A 21,590-nucleotide genomic window follows, 5' to 3' on the forward strand; every position below is an offset into this window, starting at 1 on the left:
CGTTGACTAGTTTTTGTATGTATACAAAAAATGTTTTTAAAGTAGTCTAAATTATTCTTTACCATCCAACAAATTACCAAGTCCACCTAATATACTTCCTTCTTCTTTAGATGAATTTGGTAAGTATTGACCAATTCGAGAAGCTAATCTTGCTAAAGTTAATGATTGAACCCAAATTGTTCCAGGACCTTGTAATGTAGCGAAGAATAGACCTTCTCCTCCAAAAAGTGCAGTTTTTACATTTCCAACATATTCAATTTCATAATTAACATCACCAGTGAAGCCAACAATACATCCGGTATCGATTTTAACTTTTTCACCTGGCTGAAGTGTTTTTTGGTAAATTGAACCACCAGCATGCAAGAAAGCAAGACCATCACCTTCGAGTTTTTGCATGATAAAGCCCTCACCACCGAATAGACCGGTACTCAATTTCTTTCTAAACTCGATTCCAACTGAAGTTCCTTTTGCTGCTGCTAAGAAAGAATCTTTTTGACAAATGATTTTATTTCCATACTCATGTAAATCTAACGGTATAATTGTTCCAGGGTATGGAGCGGAGAAACTAACAGTTTTTAAAGAGCTTGAACGGTTTGTAAAACTAGTCATAAACAAGCTTTCACCTGTAACAAGGCGCTTACCTGCTCCGACCAATTTTCCAAATAATCCACCTGATTGCGTTGAACCGTCACCAAATATTGTTTCAAGTTCGATACCATCATCCATCATCATCATTGCTCCGGCTTCAGCAACCACGGTCTCTTTTGGATCAAGCTCTACTTGTACAAACTGCATATCATGGCCATGGATTTTATATGTAACTTCATGAGAATTTTTCATTTTTATTCCTCCTTTTAGTTTAACTATACAAATATTGTAATACTAAAATCTAGTTATTTAATAATAAAAAATTTGATAAATTATTACAGAATCCTCGATTATTTTGACTAATTAATGAGAAAATATACCATTTTTAAAGAAAGCTAGGTAGGTCAAAATGTATAAAAGATAAATATTAAGAATTATATAAAAAATTCTCTCAATTTAGCCCGAGTGTCATTGACGCTCTTTTTCAGATATGATATATTTAAGTTACTATTAACTGCATATTTATTTGAAGGTAAGAAATTAACGATACATTTGCACTACAAAATTTTTAGTAACGCTCATTTTTCTTTGTCTTGAAAAGAAGTTTTGACCACTTTCAATGTTGTAGCAATCCTTTAGCCGATTGGACAATGACGTTCTTTTTCTTTACCCCTCTTTTATGCACGCATTAATAGTGTATATATGTATTTTTAGGAGGTATTATCGATGGAATTCGGTAAAGTTAAATGGTTTAACAGCGAAAAAGGATTTGGATTCATCCAAACTGAAAGTGGAAACGACGTATTCGTACACTTCTCTGCAATTCAAGGCGAAGGTTTCAAAACTTTAGAAGAAGGTCAAGAAGTTCAATTCGAAATCATCGAAGGAAACCGTGGACCACAAGCAGCTAACGTAAACAAAAAATAATTTTTGTTATGTTCAAGGCATCCTTTTTTAGGATGCCTTTTTATATTAATCTAGAAATCTATCTATTTAGTACGTAGATATTGTAGTTTAAATAGGTTGCAAATAATGACCAAATAGAATAGGGAATGAGTAATACAAATGAAGTTTTTGAATGTTTGTAAGCGATGGTCGTTAAAAGAATTGCTGTAACAAAGACGAGTCCGCAGTCGATTGTAGCCATCAATAAATCTTTTTGTTTGAATTGGAAATAGCTAAACAACTGGTTAAATACATAATTAATAATAAATACAAAATAAAACCATTTTGCTTTTTTAAAGGATTTTCCTAAAGAAACGATTATACATACGCTTAAAGAAATAAAAGAATATAAGAATGCCCAAATGATTCCGATTGTTTTACCTGAAGGAGTATAGCTAGGTTTAATTAAATGACTATACCACTCGTAGTCGATTGGAAATAAAATAGATGAAATAAAAAATAAACAGTATAAGGAGAAAAATAATACAATTAACTTAATATCCATAAAACCTCCTCAATTAAGTTGTCTTGATTAAGTATATGTATTTAATTTAAAAATATAAAAAAAACGACCACATTGTAGTAATCGTTTTTTAATGAAATTTCAACTCATTTAGTACTTTTCAATGTCTTTCACATCAATTTCAGATAATTCTCCGTTTAAAGCTTGTTCTTCGTAATCATCAAGATCTTGTTCATATTGTTCATGTTTTTTTGTAGGGTAGACAGTTTGATTTTTTCCGTAAATATCAGTACCGATAAAGTTTTCAAATTCTTCTACATAACCTACATTTTCATAGCTCTCAGTAAATGTGCTTCCATACTCCTCAATATTATTAAATTCAAAATCAGACGGTGTTTGAGAATTTCCGTATCTTTCAACATCTTGTAAAGCATCTTCGGCGTCATACATCATTGAGCGATCTTTAGGATCTCTACTAAATGGAGGGTTTAGTACTTCTTCCTCAACGGGACGATCGTATCTTATACTTGAACTTGAAATATGCTGATCATGAGTATGTTCGATCATCGCTTTTGCTGTAGGAAGAGCTTGTAACCGTTCAAACGGTATTTCTTCACCACTTACTTCACATATACCATATGTTCCATTTTCAATTTTTTCTAACGCTGCATTAACATCAATTAGTTCGTTTCTTAAATGCTCATGAAGTGAAATGTCCTTTTCACGTTCAAATAATTCAGTTCCTAAATCTCCTGGATGGTTGTCTGCAAGTGAAAGCTCATCAACAGAATCTCTAAGTGAGTATGGTGTAAAGGCTGGATCATTAAGTCTTTCTTCTATATGTTGTTTTTGTTTCAGTAATTCGTTTTTAAATGTTTGGATTTGTGATTGTGAAAGCATCATGCTCCCCCTTTTCAATAAATGAATATGACTATCCATATTTTGTTCAAAAAGGAGGAAAACATGAATTAAGTTTTTTGAGGAATTGTTCTGTCTTAATTAGGAAAAAATATTTCCAATTATTAAGCCTATAACAAGAAGGAATCCCATTATAGTATTTGTTTTTGCTGTTGCTGCCATGGCTGGCATCATTTCCATTGGTTGAGTTTTACCTATAAATCCTTTTGTTGCTTTTATTGCAACAGGAATACTTATTAATGAAATAAGTGCAAAAGGTGTAATTAAATTCATGATAACAAATACAATAACTAAAGCATATGCAACGGCAAATAGTGAACCAATAAAGATAATTGCATTCTTTTTACCTAATAAGATAACAAGTGTTTTTCGTCCATTTTCCTTGTCATTATCTAGGTCACGAATATTGTTTGCTGTTAAAATTGCTCCAATTGTAATTGAAGTAGGAATAGAAAGTAAGATCACATTTGATGGTAAATTTCCAGCTTGAATATAGTAAGTAATACCAATAATTACAACTCCCATAAAAAAGCCCGCAACTAACTCACCAAATGGAGTGTATGCGATTGGAAGTGGTCCTCCAGTATAAAAATAAGCTGCTGCCATACAAATAAGTCCAATAACTGCTATCCACCAGCTACTTTGAATACAAATATAAATGCCTAGTAGAAGAGCGATACCAAAAAAAGTAAAAGCAAGATTTAAGACAGTTGAAGGTTTAATACCATCCCTTACGATTGCTCCTCCGATACCGACAGAACCTTCATGATCTAGCCCTCTTTTATAATCATAATATTCATTAATCATATTTGCAGCGGCTTGGATCAGTAAACTTGCAATAAGCATTGAAAGAAATAAAAGTAAATGAAATGAGTGATCTATGTGCGCTAACATTGTTCCAATCGCAACAGGAATGAACGCTGCGGTTAATGTATGTGGTCTTAATAAATTCCACCATGTTCTAAAACCTGTTGAGGAAGTTGGAGATTGAACAGTTGGTTGCATGTTAACATCCTCCTTTTTAATATTATTTGAAAATGTAGGTCATTTTACTTTAAAAAAGTATGGACGAACTTCATAAAATTGACAGTCTACATTCATCGTTGTATCTTTAGTTATATCATGTATTTAACGTATATTTAAGCTAGGGGGAACTATTATGCTTAGAACAGGTCAACTGGAATCGATTGCCTTCTTTGAGCATTCTCTTCAAAAGGCAAAAGCTTGTTCAAAACGCTTCATTTGTAAAGTGGAAAAAATAATGAATATCCATCCCCTAAGTGTTTACCATTTTTATCATGAATTGGGTTTTACTGAACGCTTTTATTGGTCAAACCAAGAAAACTCGTTAATTCTCACAGGAATTGGTACTTTAGTTCCTTTTCATCATAGTACAGAAGAACAGTATTCTGCAATAGAAAAAGAATGGAAACGCTTTGGAGAGCAAGTGTATATCGAGCAAGAAAATTGCTTTGGTACAGGACCGATAGCTCTTGGGGGTTTCTCTTTTTTTGATAACTATAAAAATGATCAAGATTGGAAGAATTTTGGTACCTCTCATTTCTATGTACCTAAATTAATGGTGACGGTTACAAACGAAGGGACATTCATCACCTCTAATTATGAAATAAATGAACAAACTTCAGTAGAGGATTTATTGCTTCAATATAAAGAATATGATGACTTTTTAGAAAAGTTTGGAATGAAGCAACCAAGCTTTACACAATCAGAATGTATTAACAAAGATGAATTTGAACCAAATGAATGGATTCAGAGTGTAAAAGAAGCAATTCATCAAATGAAAAACGAAAAATTAGAAAAAGTTGTTTTAAATCGAACTTTAAATGCAACATTTTCTTCAGAAGTAAATTCAACAAAAGTAATTTATGAACTAGAAGCAACAAGAAATGTTAACTATGTTATTTCTTATCAATTAAAAGATACTGTATTTATAAGCGCTACACCTGAGAGATTAATTTCTAAGAAAAATAATACAGTTTCTTCGATGTGTCTTGCTGGATCTGCCGCAAAAGGAATAACTAAGGAAGAAAACACAGAAGCAGCCGATTGGTTATTAAATAGTAAAAAAAATAATGGTGAACATGCTTTTGTTGTAAACTATATACGAGAAACGCTCCAACAATATTGTAATGAATTATCAATTCCTTCAACACCAAGAATAATGGCGACAAAAAGTTTATTGCATTTATTCACGCCAGTTGAAGGGAAATTATATAATCATGTTTCTTTATTTGAATTAATTCAAGCATTACATCCAACACCTGCACTTGGAGGATTTCCTAAGGAAGAGGCATGTAAATTAATTCGTGAACTTGAACCTGTGGACCGGGGATGGTATGGTGCACCGATAGGTTGGATTGATTTAAACGGAAATGGTGATTTTGCTGTAGGTATACGTAGTGCCTTAATTAAAGAAGATAAAGCAAAATTATATGCCGGTTGTGGTGTTGTACAAGATTCAAAACCAGAGGAAGAATTTTTTGAAACTGGTGTAAAGTTTCTGCCAATGCTAAATGCATTAGGAGGGTTACGAAATGAAAGATAATGAAGCACTAACAAAATATATTGGTGCTCTTGTAGATGAAATAAGTGCACTAAATATTCAAAACGTTGTAATAAGTCCAGGATCACGCTCTACACCAATATCGATGTTAGTAAATGAGCATCCAAAATTAAAGTCTTATATCGCAGTAGATGAAAGAGGGGCAGCATTTTTTGCTTTAGGTATCGCTAAAAGCACGAAACAGCCTACAGTATTAATCTGTACTTCTGGAACAGCTGCTTCTAACTATATGCCAGCTATCTCTGAAGCAAAAGAATCTAGAATTCCATTAATCGTATTGACAGCTGATCGACCACATGAGCTTCGAGATATAGGCGCACCACAAGCTATGAATCAAATTGGTTTATACGGTTCATTTGTAAAAAAATTCATTGAGCTAGCCTTACCAGAAGCTTCTGAGGCAATGTACCAATATGCACGTTCAAGCGTTAGTCGACTTTACCGTTCTTGTGTGACCGCTCCAATGGGGCCAGTACATATGAATGTGCCACTTCGAGAACCACTTGTTCCAAACTTTGCGATTGATGATTTATTTTCAGCAGGAAAGCGTAAAAATTCTGCACACACTATACTTACTGAAACTCTTGCGACAATTTCAAACGAAACAAGTAGTGAGTTCACCAAGCTTTTTCAATCAAAAAGAAAAGGCTTATTAGTTTGTGGTCCATACGTTGAAGAAGGAGCTTTAAAAAAGATTAAAGCTTTAGGGAATTTATTAGACTATCCAGTTCTATGTGATCCTCTTTCAAATGGAAGAACAATTAGTGGTAATGAAGACTCGAATGTAATTGATACATATGATACATTTCTTCGTTTTGAAGACGTTGTGGATTCACTTGATTCTGAAGTGATCGTACGTTTCGGGGCAATGCCTGTTTCTAAAACGTTTAGCCAATATGTACAAAGGCAAAAAGATTGCGAGCTAATTGTAATTGATGAAGGAGACTTATGGAGGGATCCGACGTTAAAAGCAACTCAAATGATTTCTTGTGATGATATTCAGTTTTGTAATGCAATATTGGAGTCATATCAGAAAACAAGTAGTCTAGAAATAGATTGGTTGAATAAATGGAAAACAATTAATGAAAAAACAAAAAATGGACTACAACAAGCAGAACAGTTTGATGAACTTTTTGAGGGGAAAATCGTTCAAGCTTTAGCAAAAAATTTACTTGAAGAAAGTACATTGTTTGTTTCAAACAGTATGCCTATTCGTGATGTGGATACGTTTTTACTTAGCCAATCTAAAAAGTTAAAAATTGCTTGTAATCGAGGGGTAAATGGAATAGACGGGACAATTGCTACCGCATTAGGAATGGCAGCAGCTGGAGAATGTGTAACATTATTAATTGGAGATTTATCTTTCTATCATGATTTAAATAGTCTAGTCCTTTCTAAACTACATCATTTACCTTTAAGAGTGATACTTGTTAATAATGATGGAGGTGGAATCTTCTCATTTTTACCTCAATCAAAAGAAGAAAAACATTTCGAGGCACTATTCGGAACTCCTTTAGGATTAGAATTCGAGCATGCAACAGCCCTTTTCGGTGGTGTTCATACGAAAATTCAAAATTGGTTTGAACTTGAAGATGAATTAGCGAAAAAGAATAATGGATTACATGTAATTGAAATTCAGACAAATCGTAAAGAAAATTATGATCTTCATCAAAAAATTTGGAGCATTGTAAAAGCAGAATACGAGAAATGAAATTAGGTGTTCTTGTTCATGGAAATTATAATAAATGAGGTCACATATTCATATATTGAATCTGGCCAAGGGCAAACAATTCTATTATTGCATGGTTTCACAGGTTCGAAGGATACATGGGGAAGTTTAATAAGTAAACTAGAAAAAAATTATCATGTAATAGCAATTGATTTATTAGGACATGGAAAGACAGATTGTCCAATTAATGATGAGCGGTATAGAATGGAGTTTGCTGCTAAAGATTTACATGATTTTTTAGTACAAAAGCAAATTGATTCTGTGCATCTATTAGGCTATTCGATGGGAGGTAGACTAGCCCTCTATTTCGCTTTAGCCTATCCAACAAAAATTAGATCGCTTATTTTAGAAAGCTGCACGGCTGGTCTTATAACTGAAAATGAAAGATTAGCTCGAATTGAACAAGACAATCATTTATCTTCAATGATCCTAATTGAAGGTATTGAAGAATTTGTTAATTATTGGGAAAACATTCCGTTATTTTCAACTCAAAAAAATTTGACATTAGAGTCACAGCAAAAGATTAAACAAGGAAGATTAAATCAGTCACCAATTGGCTTAAGTAATAGTCTAAAAGGGATGGGCACGGGCATTCAACCATCTTTATGGAGTGATTTGGAGCAATTTAAAAAACCTACTTTATTAGTTTGCGGAGAATATGATGAAAAGTTTTGCTTAATAATGGGGAAAATGAACGAGAGGCTAAAAAATAGCGAAATTATTAAAATTCCACATGCAGGCCATGCAATTCATGTGGAACATTCGGAAAAATTTGCTACAATAGTAATTGGGTTTTTATTGAAAAGTGAAAAGGAGGAAAATTCATGACTATTGAATGGGTACAAGAAAGAAAGTATGAAGAAATTTTATATTCTACATATAATGGAATCGCTAAAATTTCAATCAATCGTCCGCACGTACATAACGCATTTACACCATTAACAGTTTCAGAAATGATTGATGCTTTTGCATATGCAAGAGACGACGAAAAAATTGGTGTTATTATTTTAACAGGTGAAGGTGGAAAAGCATTCTGTTCTGGGGGAGACCAAAGTGTTCGCGGACACGGTGGTTACGTTGGACAAGACCGCATTCCTCGCCTAAATGTATTAGATTTACAACGTTTAATTCGTGTTATTCCAAAGCCTGTAATTGCAATGGTTGCTGGTTATGCAATTGGTGGAGGTAACGTATTAAACGTAGTATGTGACTTAACAATCGCTGCTGAAAACGCTAAGTTTGGACAAACTGGTCCAAAGGTAGGTAGCTTTGATGCTGGTTATGGTTCAGGCTATTTAGCTCGTATAGTAGGGCACAAAAAAGCTCGTGAAATTTGGTACTTATGCCGTCAATATAATGCACAAGAAGCATTAGATATGGGCTTAGTAAATAAAGTAGTACCTTTAGAAGAATTAGAAGCTGAAACAGTTAAATGGGCTGAAGAAATGCTAGAAAAGAGTCCAACTGCACTTCGCTTCTTAAAAGCAGCAATGAATGCAGATACAGATGGATTAGCTGGACTTCAACAGCTAGCTGGAGATGCAACACTTCTTTACTACACAACTGAAGAAGCAAAAGAAGGTCGCGATGCATTTAAAGAAAAACGTACACCTGATTTCGATAAGTTCCCACGTTTTCCTTGATTTGAAAGATGATAAAAGCTTGATGAGAAATCATCAAGCTTTTTTTGCACATTAAGAAAGTATAAATTGGCAGCGGAGAAGAAATCTCGTAATTGATTAAATATATGTGCAACTACGCTTCTGTCTACGCCTAAAGGCTCGCCAATCGGAGAGTTTTCTTTAAATAATATTTTGTACATTTTTAAAATAGTCAGGAAGTGTTTTATGATGAACCAAATTCCGAATTTTTTGCTTGAGAGAGTCAGATTAACTCCTAGTCGAATAGCAATTGCAACAGATGGGGACGAAATTACGTTTAAGGAGTTACATGATCGAGTTATCAATCTTGCATACAAATTTCACTATTGTGGCATTAAAGACGGATCTCATGTTTCGGTTTTAATGAATAATTCCGTTGAATTTATAGAAGTTGTTTATGCACTTCATTATATTGGAGCAACATCAATTTTACTGAATATAAGATTAAGTGATGACGAAATAGTATATCAATTAGAAAATAGTGATTCTGAATTTTTAATCGTGGCGAATTCAAATACGTTGAAGATACCTGAAAATATAAAACTGTTAAATTGCAATGAAATGGAGAACAGTGGTTCTAAGGAATTTCCGATTAAGTCAAACTTTGATGGAGATAAAATTGCAACTATGATGTACACATCTGGTACAACAGGTTTCCCAAAAGCAGTTTTACAAACTTATTTTAATCATTGGAGCAGTGCAATTGCTTCAGTATTAAATTTAGGATTAGATCATAAAGATGTATGGTTAGTTTGTTTGCCGATGTTCCATGTGGGCGGCTTATCTACTGTATATAAAAGTGCGATTTATGGCATGAAAATTGTGTTAACGAATAAAGCTGATGCACATACCATTAAGGACTGTGTCAAAAAGCATAATGTAACAATTCTATCTGTTGTAACAAAAGTATTAAATGACCTCTTAACGATTGTTGAGGGTACAAATGATTTAAACAGCGTAAGGGCAGCTTTACTTGGTGGAGGACCTGCTCCGTTACCTCTTTTACAAAAGGCAAGAGCATTAAATGTGCCAGTATATCAAACTTACGGAATGACTGAAACTTGTTCACAAATTGCAACCCTTTCTCCTGAATATATGCTTTCTAAAATTGGTTCGGCAGGTAAAGCTTTATTTGGATGTACGCTAGGAATAAGAGACGATCATCGAACTTGTTTACCAAATGAAGTAGGAGAAATTGTAGTCAAAGGGCCAAACGTGAGTAAAGGTTATTATAAACTTGCCAAGTTATCTGATTCGCCTGAGTATCTATATACAGGAGATTTGGGCTATGTAGATGAGGATGGTTTTTTATTCGTAGTTGACCGTCGAAGTGACTTAATTATTTCCGGTGGAGAGAATATATATCCAGCAGAGATTGAATCAGTATTATTATCGCATCCAGATATCGTTGAAGCGGGTGTAACAGGCAAAGAAGACCCTAGTTGGGGAAAAGTACCTGTTGGATTTGTTGTAAGTAAATCCTCTAATCCTCCGTCACAAGAAGAACTAATCGAGTATTGTCGAGATAAAATCGCAGGGTATAAAATACCAAAGGAAATATTTTATGTAGACAACCTACCAAGAAATGCAACAAACAAGCTAGTTAGAAGAGAGCTACTTAAGCTTCTATAAGGGGAATAAACATGTTGATATCGCAAATTGAATTATTGTTAATTGAACAGCCTCTAAAAATACCTTTTAAAACAAGCTATGGTACATATGAAAAACGTGAAAGTATTATTGTTAAAATTTTAGATGCTAATGGAATATGCGGTTATGGAGAAGTCGTTGCTTTTTCAGAGCCTTGGTATACCGAGGAAACGATTCAAACGGCTCTTCATACTTTAAATGATTTCTTTATTCCAATCCTATTAAATAAACAGTTTAGTCACCCAAGTGAAATCGCGATTCTATTAAATAAATTTAAAGGCAACCAAATGGCTAAATCTGGGCTTGAAGGTGCATATTGGGATTTGTATAGTAAACTAAATTCAATCTCTTTAGCACAAGCTTTAGGGGGCAATAAGGCAGATATACCAGTTGGGGTTGTAATTAGTATAGACGAGCCAATAAAAATGTTAAAACAAATTGGTTCATATATAGAAGAAGGCTATGAACGATTTAAAGTTAAAGTTTCAAAAGAAAGTGATTATGAAATTGTATCAACTATACGAAATAGCTATCCAACAATCCCCCTAATGATTGATGCCAATTCAGATTATTCGATTACAGATATTCCGAAACTAAAAAAATTAGATGAATTTAATCTGTTAATGATTGAACAGCCCTTCGGCGAACGCCAATTCATCGAGCACGCAATTCTTCAAAAGGAAATTTCTACGCCAGTCTGTTTAGATGAAAGTATATGTTCCTTAGAGGATGTTAAAATTGCGTATGAATTAAAAGCTTGCGAAATCATTACTGTAAAGCCTGGGAGAGTCGGGGGATTAACTAAATCAATTGAAATTCATGATTATTGTGTAGAAAAGAATATTCCAATTTGGGTTGGAGGCATGATTGAAACAGGGATTTCTAGAATTCAAAACGTTGCACTAGCATCTCTACCCGGATTTACAATACCAGGAGATATTTCGGCTTCATCTAGACATTGGGAGCAAGATCTCATTTTTCCAGAGGTATCTTTAATAAATGGAAAAGTTAATGTACCAGTTAAACCAGGTTTAGGGGTAGAAGTGGATGAAGAGAGAATCCGAAGCATTTCTAAAAAGATTTATAAATATTCTTCTCAAAAATAGAAATTTGGTAGCTCAGGTCTCCGCTAGGAATTCAACACACAGTCAATCTATACAGAAATAACCTAATAAAAAAATACGATCAAATTAAACTTGTTTTTCGTTTCAAGTTTCTTTGACCGTATCTTTTTTTGTTTCCTTATTTATTTTATCAGGTACAGGATCATATCCACCTGGATGTAGTGGGTGACACTTAAGTATTCTTTTAGTCGTTAAATAGGTTCCTTTAAGCGCACCATGGGTTTGTAATGCCTCTAGTCCATAACTTGAGCAAGTTGGATAGAATCTACATGATGGTGGCGTTGCAGGTGAAATCCATTTTTGATAAAATCTAATGATTCCAATTAAAATTTTATTCATATACAAACCTTTCGTCTGCTAGAATTATTTCTCTTCATGGTTATTTTTCATTTTTACGTCTTCTAGCTTATCGACTTTGTGTTGTACACCATATCCTTTATTTACAGTAAGAACGAAAGCACCGAATACAACAACGATAATAATACCACTAACAATAAATACTCCAGTCATACTATGTCCTCCTAAATAGTTATACTACTATGATATAGTATACTGGCTAATATGCAAGGCAATCAAATATTTTCATAAAAGTTTCAGGAATATTATTTCAATAATGATGAAACATTTTAATAGAAATAGTACAATGGAAAAACAAGTATGAATGTAGGAAGGTTAAAATGTACATATTTAAAGATTTTTACCATAATACAGTTGAATTATCGTTTGAGAAACATCCATTTTCACCCGCTCCAAAACATGTTTGGGTTATTTGTAAATACAATGACCAATGGTTACTTACAGACCACCAAAGAAGAGGTTACGAATTCCCAGGCGGAAAAGTCGAGGAAGGCGAATCACCTGAAGAAGCAGCTAAACGCGAAGTTTTAGAAGAAACAGGTGGAAATGTTTCTAAAATTAAATATTTAGGGCAATACCGTGTTACAGGTAAGGATAAAATTATCATAAAAAATATTTATTTTGCCGAAATAGGAGAACTTTTAACTCAAAAGCACTACTTTGAAACAAACGGCCCTGTATTGTTAGACGAATTTCCACCAAACATAAAAAAAGATCGCCGATTTAGTTTTATCATGCGTGACGAAGTATTTTCACAAAGTTTAAGTTACTTGAATACTAAAAAAAGCTCACTTTTATAAGGTGAGCTTTTTTACTGTTTCATTATAAATTTGACACCGTAATATAAGATTCATGAGTAATCAATTATTAAGTTTGAGCTATTATACTTACTCATGGAGCCTTTATGAGTAACCAACTTTCAAGTTTGAGCTATTATACTTACTCATGAAGCTCTTATGAGTAATCAACTTTGATGTTTGAGCTATTATACTTACCCATGAACTGATTAATAAACTGTTATTTTAAGTAAAGGATATTAAATTAGCTTTTTAACGTAACCTTTTTTTGATGAATAAGTTGATTGGAATGGAGGGGTGCTCGACTCCTATGGGATAAGCGGGAAGGCTGAGACCCCGCAGGCTAGCCGAGGAGGCTAAGGTCTCGCCCCATGGAAAGCGAGCACCCCCGTAGTGGAAATCAACATCACTCTACTCTTTTACGAAAATTTGGTAATTAATTGAAAAGATTATTTTTGAACGTAAAAAAGCTCACTAAGTTAAGTGAGCTTTTTTACGTTCCTATACTTTCTCTCATATTACCTCAAATTATTTCTTTATAGTTTTTCTTTCAATAAATTCAACAATAATATACATCAAACCAGCACATACACTTATGATAAATACACTCATTAGAACAAGAGTGAAATTAAATACTTGGAAACCATAAACGATTAAATAGCCAAGTCCGCTTTTTGAAACTAAGAACTCTCCGACAATCACTCCTACCCAAGCTAATCCGACATTTACTTTTAATGTGGAAATGACGGTAGGTATACTAGCAGGAAAGATCACATTTTTAAAGATTTGAGTTTTAGTAGCTCCAAAACTTTTAATGACTTTTACATAATTTTCATCTACCTGTAAGAAGGCTTGATAGATAACCAGCGCTGTTATGACAAAACTTATTATGATTCCCATCGCAATAATGGACGAATATGAAGGACCAAAAATTACAATGATGATTGGGCCAAGAGCGACTTTTGGCATGGCATTAAAGACTACTAAGAATGGATCAAGGACTTTCGAGGCAAATGGATACCACCAAAGAATGATGGCCAGAATGACCCCGATAATTGTTCCTAAAATAAATCCTACGAGAGTTTCAGTGATTGTAGTCATAGCATCATGATAAATAGAGCCATCTCCCAATTTTGCGCTGAGTAAATCGTAAATTTTAGTAGGTGAACTAAACAATAAAGGATCAATTATTCTTCGATGACTTAAAAGCTCCCAAGCTATAAAAAAGACAATAATAATTAATAGTTGGAAGAAAAATATGAGTAGCTTTTTACGGCGGTTTTTTTTGACGATACTGGCGTGATAGGATTTTAGTTCGTCATTTACTTTAGCCACGTTTCTCCAACTCCTTCCAAATCGCAGAAACATAAGAAGAAAAGAGTGATTGGTGTCGTGTTTCAAAAGGGGAGCGAATACGTAATTCTTCTGGTAAATTGAAAATTTTTGATATTTTTGTAGGGGCATTTGTTAGCGTAATAACCCGATCACACATGGCTACTGCTTCTTCAATATCGTGTGTTACTAAGATAGCAGTAGTATTTAACTTCTTAAATAAGTTGAAAACTAATTCTTCAAGCTTTACTTTATTTTGATAATCTAGAGCGGAAAATGGTTCATCTAATAATACAATTGATGGACTTGTAGAAAGAGTTCTTACTAATGCAACGCGTTGTCTCATCCCACCGGATAGCTCTCTTGGGTATGCATTTTCATAATCCTTTAATCCAACTTCATTTAACAATTCTAGCGTTCGATTTTTATTTTCTTCGGTATCCTTATCTAGAATCTGAAGACCGAGAAAGATATTTTCTTTAATTGTTTTCCAAGGGAATAAATAGTCATGCTGAAGCATGTAACCAATTTCTCCCGATTTTATATCATAAGGCCTACCTTTAAACTTTACTGAACCGTCATATGGGGTAAGTAATGAAGAAATGATCGATAAAAGTGTGCTTTTTCCGCAGCCACTTGGACCTAATACAGATACAAATTCACCTTTTTCAACTTCAAACGTTAAGCCATCCAATATTTTAATTGCCTTTTCCTTCGATAAAAATACATGAGAAATATCATTAACTGTTAGATAACTCATTTTGTTAACCTACTACTTCTCCGTAGATTTTTCGGCAAATTTTGTATCTACTAAAACTGAGTGTGGAACTTCTTTTGGTAATACACCAGAGTTCTTCATAATCTTTTGAAGATTATTCCACTCATCTTTTTCTAATATTGGATTTGTTGAATAAGAATTTTGAGACTTATAGCGATCTATAACTTTTATTGAAATGTCTAAAGGAGTATCTTTAAAGAATGGTGCCACACTTTTTGCAATCTCTTCTGCAGAATGAGTATCAACCCATTGTTCAGCTTCATAAATTGCATCTGTAAATTGTTGAGCTGTTTTCGCATTTTTCTTCAAATAACTTTCTTTTGCTATAAAAGCAGTGTAAGGAACTTTTCCAGATTCCAAGCCGAATGAAGCAACGATTTTACCTCTTCCTTCTTTTTCCATAATACTTGCGGTAGGTTCAAATAATTGAACATACTCTCCAGTACCTGAAGCATATGCATTCGCGATATTTGCGAAGTCAATATTCTGAATAAGGTTCAAATCTTTATGTGGATCGATCCCATGTTTACTTAGGACATATTCGCCAACCATTTGTGGCATTCCACCTTTTCTTTGACCTAAAAATGTTTTGCCTCTTAGTTGATCCCAATTAAATGGTACCGTTTGATTTCTAGCTACTAGAAATGTGCCATCAGTTTGAGTCAATTGGGCAAAGCTTTTCACTGGGTCATTTGCACCTTGAGCGTATACATATATTGTTGTTTCAGGCCCAACTAATCCTATATCTGCACCGTTTGACAATACAGCAGTCATAGTTTTATCTCCACCAGCAGTAGTTGTGATCTCAACATCCAATCCATGCTTTTTGAATATTCCTTCACTAATAGCCACATATTGAGGTGCATAGAATAATGAGTGTGTCACTTCTGCAACTCTCACCTTTGTAGTACCATCTTTAGGTTTATCTTTCGAACATGCACCTAAAATAGAAGCAACTAATAAAAACAAAATCACGAGCCATTTGATTTTCATTTAATCCCTCCTAATCGAAAATATACAATTAGCCTATGCAATAGGAGAAAATGGGTGAATGCGGAGTACTGACTCTACTAAAATAGCTCGGTTACTTATGTGTAAGTCTTTAGGTGGTTGAACAAAGAAAAACCTCTCTTACTTCCTTTTTTAGGAAATTAGAGAGGTTTTTTATTTACTCTTTGAAAAAAAATTTCGAGTATCTTCCCGTATTTCGTTAGGTAAAACACTTTCTAATTCTTTGTTTAACCATGAAAGTGTTTTATTACGTAAATAATCATGCATTTTTTCTTCGGCAGAGAGCATGACTAAATTAATCGTGCAGGTGGCACTTGGAGTACAACCTTTTTCTCTATAAAGATATCCGTTATCTTTAATATTTTTACATTGAAAGATTGGTTTAGGACCTTCAATTGCTTCAATTACATCCCAAAAAGAAATTTCTTCTGGTGACTTGGCAAGTTTGAAGCCACCCTTAACTCCGGGAACGGAACTTACAATACCAGCTTTAGACAGCTTACTAAAAATCTTTGAAAGATATGTATCTGAAACACCTTGAAAGAAGGATAGTTCCTTTATTCCAATTGGAGAATCTTCAGGAGTGTCAATTAAATAAACAAGGCAATGAAGTGCATACTCAACTCCAACGCTATATTGCATGAAAACACCTTCTTCATAAATGAGATTATTTTTAATTAATCTTAGAAATGTTTTATTTCTTTGTCAAACATTTACTTTTAAGAACAATTCAAACGTAAAAGGTGTTTGACATAATGAAATATAGGTTTTAATATAGATGGTATAAATCGTCGATTAATTTTGTCGCTAATTTAAGTATTTCCAAAAACTACATTTAATTATTTTTAGAATTAACTTTTTTAGGGGGAATTAAAATGGAAAATCAAATTAATTATTCAAAATTAGCACCAGAAGCACTTAAAATAATGATGGAAATGGAAAAGTATATTAAAACAACGGGTATAGATCATAAACTTCGTGAACTGATTAAAATTCGTGCTTCACAAATAAATGGATGTGCATTTTGCCTTGACATGCATTCCTCTGAAGCGAGGGAAATAGGAGAAACTGAACAACGTTTATACTGTGTTAGTGCATGGAGAGATTGTGATTTTTACACAGATGCTGAAAAAGCAGCTTTGGAGTTAACTGAGCATATTACACTAATTTCGAATAAAGGTATATCTGCTGATCTATATAATCGTGTAAGTAAACACTTTAGCGAAAAAGAATACGTAAATCTTGTATTCACAATCAATCAAATTAACAGTTGGAATCGTATCTCTATTTCAATGGGGAATAGACCAGCTGAAAAATAATATCCTAATAAAACTTGAAAAATAAAAATGAGCCGAAGATTGGCTCATTTTTTATATGTAACTTTTCAATTCTTATTAAAATTTTTTACTTTTATAACAATGCTTTTTATTAATTTATTTTCATTAGAAAAAATTTTTATAGTGTAAAGATCATAATGATTTTTAATATAATTTTTTTGATCTATTGTTATATTTGAAGTAGCAATGGAGCTAGATAAACTAAATTGGCTCTTCCATTATTGATTTTGTATCTTTGATTCTGATTGATTTCTTCAATATTGACTCCAAATATTGTTTGGACTTTTTTAGGTAGTAGGATTTCTATTTGAGCATTTTCTATATCGTTTTTATAACGTTCTGGTACTGATAAGACCAAATAATATTCAACTCCATAAAGTAATTGATTATCCACAGAATCTTTGATCTCATAATATCTTTTGGATAATGATTCAATTTTTGGCTCAATTTCTTTAGAAGATAGTGAAACATGATTATCTAAATTTTTAGACGAGGTACCAGTATTAAATAAAAACAAGGAAGTTAATAAAATTGCAGTAAATGAAAAAATCAGAGTTAATATCTTTATGGATCTCATTTTAATCCTCCATTTAATTCGATAAATAAATAGTGATTATTATCCATGTTCAGTTTATTTAATGTTACTTTAATCTTATTCTTTAAATGTTAATAATTTCCTTTTAATGAGTGAGGTTGTTTTTTAATACTGAAAATAAAAAGAGGCTACCAATAAGTCATAAATCCCGACTTATTGGACAGCCTTTACATTTTACTTTATTAGATTATTTTAAAGGTCCACCAAGTTCAGCTAATTGAGCATCAAAGCCTTCAAACTTTTTGAAGTTTTCTTTGAATTTAGTTACTAATTCAAGAGCTTTTTGATCATAAGCTGATTTATCTTCCCAAGTTGTTGAAGGGACTAATACGCTATCAGGTACACCAGGTACATGAGTTGGAATTGCTAAACCGAAAAACTCATCTTGAGTAGTTTCAATGTTGTTTAAATCACCTTCAAGTGCAGCGTGAACCATTGCTCTTGTGTAAGATAGATTCATACGTTTACCAACACCGTATTCTCCACCAGTCCAACCAGTGTTTACTAAGAATACATTTACATTATGCTTTTCAATTTTTTCACCAAGCATTTTTGCATATTCTACAGCTGGAAGCGGTAAGAATGGTGATCCGAAACATGTTGAGAATGTTACTTGTGGAGAAGTAACACCACGCTCAGTACCTGCTAATTTACTAGTAAATCCACTTAAGAAGTGGTACATAGCTTGCTCTTTTGTTAATTTACTGATTGGAGGTAATACTCCAAATGCATCAGCAGTTAAAAAGATAATTGCATGTGGATGTCCAGCAACGCTTGGCTCAATGATATTTTGAATTGCTTGCATTGGGTATGCAGCACGAGTATTTTCTGTTAAAGTTGTATCATCATAGTCAGCTAAACGGCTATCAGGTTTAACAACTACATTTTCTAAAACTGTACCAAATTTAATTGCAGAGAAAATTTGTGGCTCTTTTTCAAATGTTAAATTGATACATTTAGCGTAGCAACCGCCTTCAATATTGAATACACCATTATCTGACCAGCCGTGCTCGTCATCACCGATTAGTTTACGGTCTGCATCTGCAGATAATGTAGTTTTACCAGTTCCTGAAAGTCCAAAGAATAATGCTACATCGCCTTCGCTACCAACGTTAGCAGAACAGTGCATTGGTAAAACATTATTTTGTGGTAATAGGAAATTCATGATTGAGAAAATAGATTTTTTCATTTCTCCAGCATATTCCGTACCACCAATTAAGATTATTTTCTTTTCAAATGATACAATAACAAATGCCTCTGAATTTGTTCCATCAACTACAGGGTCTGCTTTAAATGTCGGAGCCGAAACAATTGTAAACTCTGCTTCATGTGTTGTAAGTTCTTGCTCAGTTGGGCGAATAAATAATTGATGAGCAAATAAGTTGTGCCATGCAAATTCGTTAATTACTTGGATAGGTAAACGATACTCAGTATCTGCACCAGCAAATCCTTTAAATAAGAATAATTCGTTACGATCTTTTAAGTAGTTAAGTACTTTGCTATATAATTTTTCGAATACGTCAGCAGAGATTGGTTGATTTACTGAACCCCAATCGATTAAATTTTCAACAGATGCCTCTTGAACAATAAATTTATCTTTAGGTGAACGTCCAGTATATTTGCCTGTTGAAACGCTAACTGCTCCCGTTGACGTTAAAATTCCTTCTTGTCTTGTTAGGACTTTTTCAACTAACTCAGAAACGCTTAGTTGGTTATACATTTGATTACTAGTAAGTAATTCGTTTAATTCAAAGTTTACATCAACTGTCTTCATATACTAATACCATCCTTTAAATATAATTTGTCTGCCATGTAGGTATCTCGATAAATAGTATAACACATTTATTTTAATAGTGTATACTATTAGTTGGCAAAATGTGTTATGAATTTGATTAAAAAATAAATTTGAGCAAAATTTACTTATTAAATGAAGTAAGTTATTTAAATGTAAGTATAATAATTAGTAATTTCCCATTAAATAGAAATGAATGTAGGGATAAAGTTATTGTAGAATTATGTCTAAGTTATGATGAAAATTGTTGACAAGAAAGTGAAATTTTAATATGATACTTTTCATACGGATACTCTCTTATCCCGAGTAGGTGGAGGGATACAGGCCCTACGAAGCCCAGCAACCTCACTTTTAGTGAAAGGTGCTGAACCTGATGCAAGACTATTTTTTATGTCTTGGACGATAAGAGCGAAAGGCAAATACCAAGAACCCTTTCCTCAGGTAATATTTGATAAGAGGAAGGCTTTTTTTTTGCTCAAAACTTAAATACAGTGGCAATTTCGTAATTTACACTGAGTTATCTTTATCTTAAATGGGAAACATAGGAATAGGAACAAACTTTTTATTCTTATGTTGAGAAAAAAGAGATCCGTCAATTCAATTTAGGAGGGGACTCAATGTCACAACGTCGTTTATTTACTTCAGAATCAGTTACAGAAGGACATCCAGATAAAATCTGTGACCAAATCTCAGATTCAATTCTTGATGCAATTTTAGCAAATGATCCGAATGCTCGTGTAGCAGCGGAAACTTCAGTTACAACAGGTTTAGTACTTGTTGCAGGTGAAATTACAACTTCTACTTATGTAGATATCCCAAAAATCGTTCGCGAAACAATCCGTGAAATCGGTTATGACCGTGCAAAATACGGATTTGATGCAGATACATGTGCAGTTTTAACTTCTATTGATGAGCAATCAGCAGATATCGCTTTAGGTGTAGACCAAGCATTAGAAGCTCGTGAAGGTAGCATGACAGATGAAGAAATTGAAGCAATCGGTGCAGGAGACCAAGGTTTAATGTTCGGTTTTGCTGTTAATGAAACACCTGAATTAATGCCACTTCCAATTTCATTATCTCACAAAATTGCACGCCGTTTAACTGAAGTTAGAAAAAATGAAACAGTTTCTTACTTACGTCCAGACGGTAAAACTCAAGTAACAGTTGAGTATGATGAAAACAACAAACCAGTTCGTATTGATGCAATCGTTGTATCAACACAACATGGTCCAGAAGCTACTCAAGCTCAAATTGAAAATGATATTAAAGAACTTGTAATCAAACCAGTTGTACCAGCTGAGTTAATTGATGAAAACACAAAATTCTTTATCAACCCAACAGGTCGTTTCGTAATCGGTGGACCTCAAGGTGATGCAGGTTTAACAGGTCGTAAAATTATTGTTGATACTTACGGTGGATATGCTCGTCACGGTGGTGGCGCATTCTCTGGTAAAGATGCAACTAAAGTTGACCGTTCTGCTGCTTACGCTGCACGTTACGTTGCGAAAAACATCGTAGCTGCTGGCTTAGCTGATAAAGCTGAAGTTCAATTAGCATATGCAATTGGTGTAGCTAAACCAGTTTCAATCGCTATTGATACTTTTGGTACAGGTAAAGTTTCAGAAGAAAAATTAGTTGAAGTAATTCGCAACAACTTCGACCTACGTCCAGCTGGAATTATTAAAATGCTTGACCTACGTCGTCCAATTTACAAACAAACTGCTGCTTATGGTCACTTTGGCCGTACAGATATCGATCTTCCTTGGGAGCGTACTGACAAAGCAGAAGTTTTAAAAACTGAAGCAGGTCTATAATAAAATGATTAAGGCTGAATATGGCATATGCTATATTCAGTCTTTTTTGTTTAATTAGAATTACGAATTACATTACATATAGGTATACTTAAAAATCATTTTTCATAGGTTTAAA

General features: G+C 33.5%; 22 protein-coding genes and 1 riboswitch. Of the genes, 10 read left to right on the forward strand and 12 right to left on the reverse strand.

What is annotated here, in order from left to right; all coding sequences use genetic code 11:
- Positions 1 to 51: 51 nt before the first annotated feature.
- Positions 52 to 840 carry a TIGR00266 family protein gene (locus tag ACFWM3_RS00160; protein ID WP_056473267.1) on the reverse strand — a complete coding sequence of 263 codons (789 nt, stop codon included), beginning with the start codon at positions 838 to 840 and terminating at the stop codon, positions 52 to 54.
- Between the two features lie 474 nt (positions 841 to 1,314).
- On the opposite strand from ACFWM3_RS00160, the gene ACFWM3_RS00165 reads away from it, so the two are divergent.
- A complete protein-coding gene (locus ACFWM3_RS00165) occupies positions 1,315 to 1,515 on the forward strand; it encodes a cold-shock protein (protein ID WP_056473269.1) in 201 nt (66 codons plus the stop codon).
- 58 nt (positions 1,516 to 1,573) lie between these two features.
- On the opposite strand, the gene ACFWM3_RS00170 is transcribed toward ACFWM3_RS00165, so the two are convergent.
- From ACFWM3_RS00170 to ACFWM3_RS00180, 3 genes are all read right to left on the reverse strand, one after another.
- Complete coding sequence (locus ACFWM3_RS00170) at positions 1,574 to 2,038, reverse strand: TspO/MBR family protein (protein WP_390309559.1); 465 nt, start codon at positions 2,036 to 2,038, stop codon at positions 1,574 to 1,576.
- A 108-nt stretch (positions 2,039 to 2,146) separates the two neighbouring features.
- Positions 2,147 to 2,896 (reverse strand): TraR/DksA C4-type zinc finger protein, encoded by a 750-nt coding sequence (locus ACFWM3_RS00175; RefSeq protein WP_056473272.1) that lies wholly within the window; start codon positions 2,894 to 2,896, stop codon positions 2,147 to 2,149.
- Positions 2,897 to 2,995: 99 nt separating this feature from the next.
- A complete protein-coding gene (locus ACFWM3_RS00180) occupies positions 2,996 to 3,919 on the reverse strand; it encodes a 1,4-dihydroxy-2-naphthoate polyprenyltransferase (protein WP_056473273.1) in 924 nt (307 codons plus the stop codon).
- A 154-nt stretch (positions 3,920 to 4,073) separates the two neighbouring features.
- Between ACFWM3_RS00180 and ACFWM3_RS00185 the strand changes: the two genes are divergently transcribed.
- The 6 genes from ACFWM3_RS00185 (at position 4,074) to menC (ending at position 11,644) form a co-directional block, all read left to right on the forward strand.
- Entirely contained in the window at positions 4,074 to 5,480 is a 1,407-nt protein-coding gene (locus tag ACFWM3_RS00185) for an isochorismate synthase (RefSeq protein WP_390309561.1), read from the forward strand.
- Positions 5,470 to 7,209 carry a 2-succinyl-5-enolpyruvyl-6-hydroxy-3-cyclohexene-1-carboxylic-acid synthase gene (gene menD / locus ACFWM3_RS00190; RefSeq protein WP_390309563.1) on the forward strand — a complete coding sequence of 580 codons (1,740 nt, stop codon included), beginning with the start codon at positions 5,470 to 5,472 and terminating at the stop codon, positions 7,207 to 7,209. The genes ACFWM3_RS00185 and menD overlap by 11 nt, the downstream gene beginning before the upstream one ends.
- Positions 7,210 to 7,227: 18 nt before the next feature.
- A complete protein-coding gene (menH, locus tag ACFWM3_RS00195; RefSeq protein WP_390309564.1) occupies positions 7,228 to 8,055 on the forward strand; it encodes a 2-succinyl-6-hydroxy-2,4-cyclohexadiene-1-carboxylate synthase in 828 nt (275 codons plus the stop codon).
- Positions 8,052 to 8,870 (forward strand): 1,4-dihydroxy-2-naphthoyl-CoA synthase, encoded by an 819-nt coding sequence (menB, locus tag ACFWM3_RS00200; RefSeq protein ID WP_056473277.1) that lies wholly within the window; start codon positions 8,052 to 8,054, stop codon positions 8,868 to 8,870. The genes menH and menB overlap by 4 nt, the downstream gene beginning before the upstream one ends.
- A gap of 204 nt (positions 8,871 to 9,074) precedes the next feature.
- Positions 9,075 to 10,520, forward strand: a complete 1,446-nt coding sequence (locus tag ACFWM3_RS00205; protein ID WP_390309566.1) for an o-succinylbenzoate--CoA ligase — start codon at positions 9,075 to 9,077, stop codon at positions 10,518 to 10,520.
- Between the two features lie 11 nt (positions 10,521 to 10,531).
- A complete protein-coding gene (menC, locus tag ACFWM3_RS00210) occupies positions 10,532 to 11,644 on the forward strand; it encodes an o-succinylbenzoate synthase (RefSeq protein ID WP_390309567.1) in 1,113 nt (370 codons plus the stop codon).
- 102 nt (positions 11,645 to 11,746) lie between these two features.
- Here the strand turns inward: menC and yidD are convergent, their stop codons facing one another.
- Both yidD and ytzI read right to left on the reverse strand, forming a co-directional pair.
- Positions 11,747 to 12,001 (reverse strand): membrane protein insertion efficiency factor YidD, encoded by a 255-nt coding sequence (yidD, locus tag ACFWM3_RS00215; protein ID WP_056473280.1) that lies wholly within the window; start codon positions 11,999 to 12,001, stop codon positions 11,747 to 11,749.
- Positions 12,002 to 12,025: 24 nt separating this feature from the next.
- On the reverse strand, positions 12,026 to 12,172 hold the full coding sequence (ytzI, locus tag ACFWM3_RS00220) for a YtzI protein (protein WP_156339697.1): 147 nt from the start codon (positions 12,170 to 12,172) through the stop codon (positions 12,026 to 12,028).
- 167 nt (positions 12,173 to 12,339) lie between these two features.
- Here ytzI and ytkD point away from each other — a divergent pair, with 167 nt between their 5' ends.
- On the forward strand, positions 12,340 to 12,819 hold the full coding sequence (gene ytkD / locus ACFWM3_RS00225; RefSeq protein ID WP_056473282.1) for an RNA deprotection pyrophosphohydrolase: 480 nt from the start codon (positions 12,340 to 12,342) through the stop codon (positions 12,817 to 12,819).
- Positions 12,820 to 13,344: 525 nt separating this feature from the next.
- Here the strand turns inward: ytkD and ACFWM3_RS00230 are convergent.
- The 4 genes from ACFWM3_RS00230 to ACFWM3_RS00245 form a co-directional block, all read right to left on the reverse strand.
- Complete coding sequence (locus ACFWM3_RS00230) at positions 13,345 to 14,151, reverse strand: ABC transporter permease (protein WP_390309569.1); 807 nt, start codon at positions 14,149 to 14,151, stop codon at positions 13,345 to 13,347.
- Entirely contained in the window at positions 14,144 to 14,908 is a 765-nt protein-coding gene (locus ACFWM3_RS00235) for an ABC transporter ATP-binding protein (protein WP_390309570.1), read from the reverse strand. The genes ACFWM3_RS00230 and ACFWM3_RS00235 overlap by 8 nt, the downstream gene beginning before the upstream one ends.
- 12 nt (positions 14,909 to 14,920) lie before the next feature.
- Positions 14,921 to 15,913 (reverse strand): ABC transporter substrate-binding protein, encoded by a 993-nt coding sequence (locus ACFWM3_RS00240; RefSeq protein ID WP_390309961.1) that lies wholly within the window; start codon positions 15,911 to 15,913, stop codon positions 14,921 to 14,923.
- A gap of 177 nt (positions 15,914 to 16,090) precedes the next feature.
- Positions 16,091 to 16,579 carry an RrF2 family transcriptional regulator gene (locus ACFWM3_RS00245; RefSeq protein WP_056473288.1) on the reverse strand — a complete coding sequence of 163 codons (489 nt, stop codon included), beginning with the start codon at positions 16,577 to 16,579 and terminating at the stop codon, positions 16,091 to 16,093.
- 233 nt (positions 16,580 to 16,812) lie between these two features.
- Here ACFWM3_RS00245 and ACFWM3_RS00250 point away from each other — a divergent pair, with 233 nt between their 5' ends.
- Positions 16,813 to 17,256 carry a carboxymuconolactone decarboxylase family protein gene (locus ACFWM3_RS00250; RefSeq protein ID WP_390309572.1) on the forward strand — a complete coding sequence of 148 codons (444 nt, stop codon included), beginning with the start codon at positions 16,813 to 16,815 and terminating at the stop codon, positions 17,254 to 17,256.
- 187 nt (positions 17,257 to 17,443) lie between these two features.
- Here the strand turns inward: ACFWM3_RS00250 and ACFWM3_RS00255 are convergent, their stop codons facing one another.
- Entirely contained in the window at positions 17,444 to 17,851 is a 408-nt protein-coding gene (locus tag ACFWM3_RS00255) for a hypothetical protein (protein WP_390309574.1), read from the reverse strand.
- 205 nt (positions 17,852 to 18,056) lie between these two features.
- Positions 18,057 to 19,643, reverse strand: a complete 1,587-nt coding sequence (pckA, locus tag ACFWM3_RS00260; protein WP_056473293.1) for a phosphoenolpyruvate carboxykinase (ATP) — start codon at positions 19,641 to 19,643, stop codon at positions 18,057 to 18,059.
- A 312-nt stretch (positions 19,644 to 19,955) separates the two neighbouring features.
- A riboswitch (SAM riboswitch) is annotated at positions 19,956 to 20,070 on the forward strand.
- A 208-nt stretch (positions 20,071 to 20,278) separates the two neighbouring features.
- Between pckA and metK the strand changes: the two genes are divergently transcribed.
- The gene (gene metK, locus ACFWM3_RS00265; protein WP_056473295.1) at positions 20,279 to 21,475 is read left to right on the forward strand and encodes a methionine adenosyltransferase; all 1,197 of its coding nucleotides are present in this window, start codon (positions 20,279 to 20,281) and stop codon (positions 21,473 to 21,475) included.
- Positions 21,476 to 21,590 lie beyond the last annotated feature (115 nt).

This window comes from Gottfriedia sp. NPDC058432 (genome assembly GCF_042721555.1).
In the GTDB taxonomy this organism is placed as follows: Bacteria; Bacillota; Bacilli; order Bacillales; family Bacillaceae_G; genus Gottfriedia.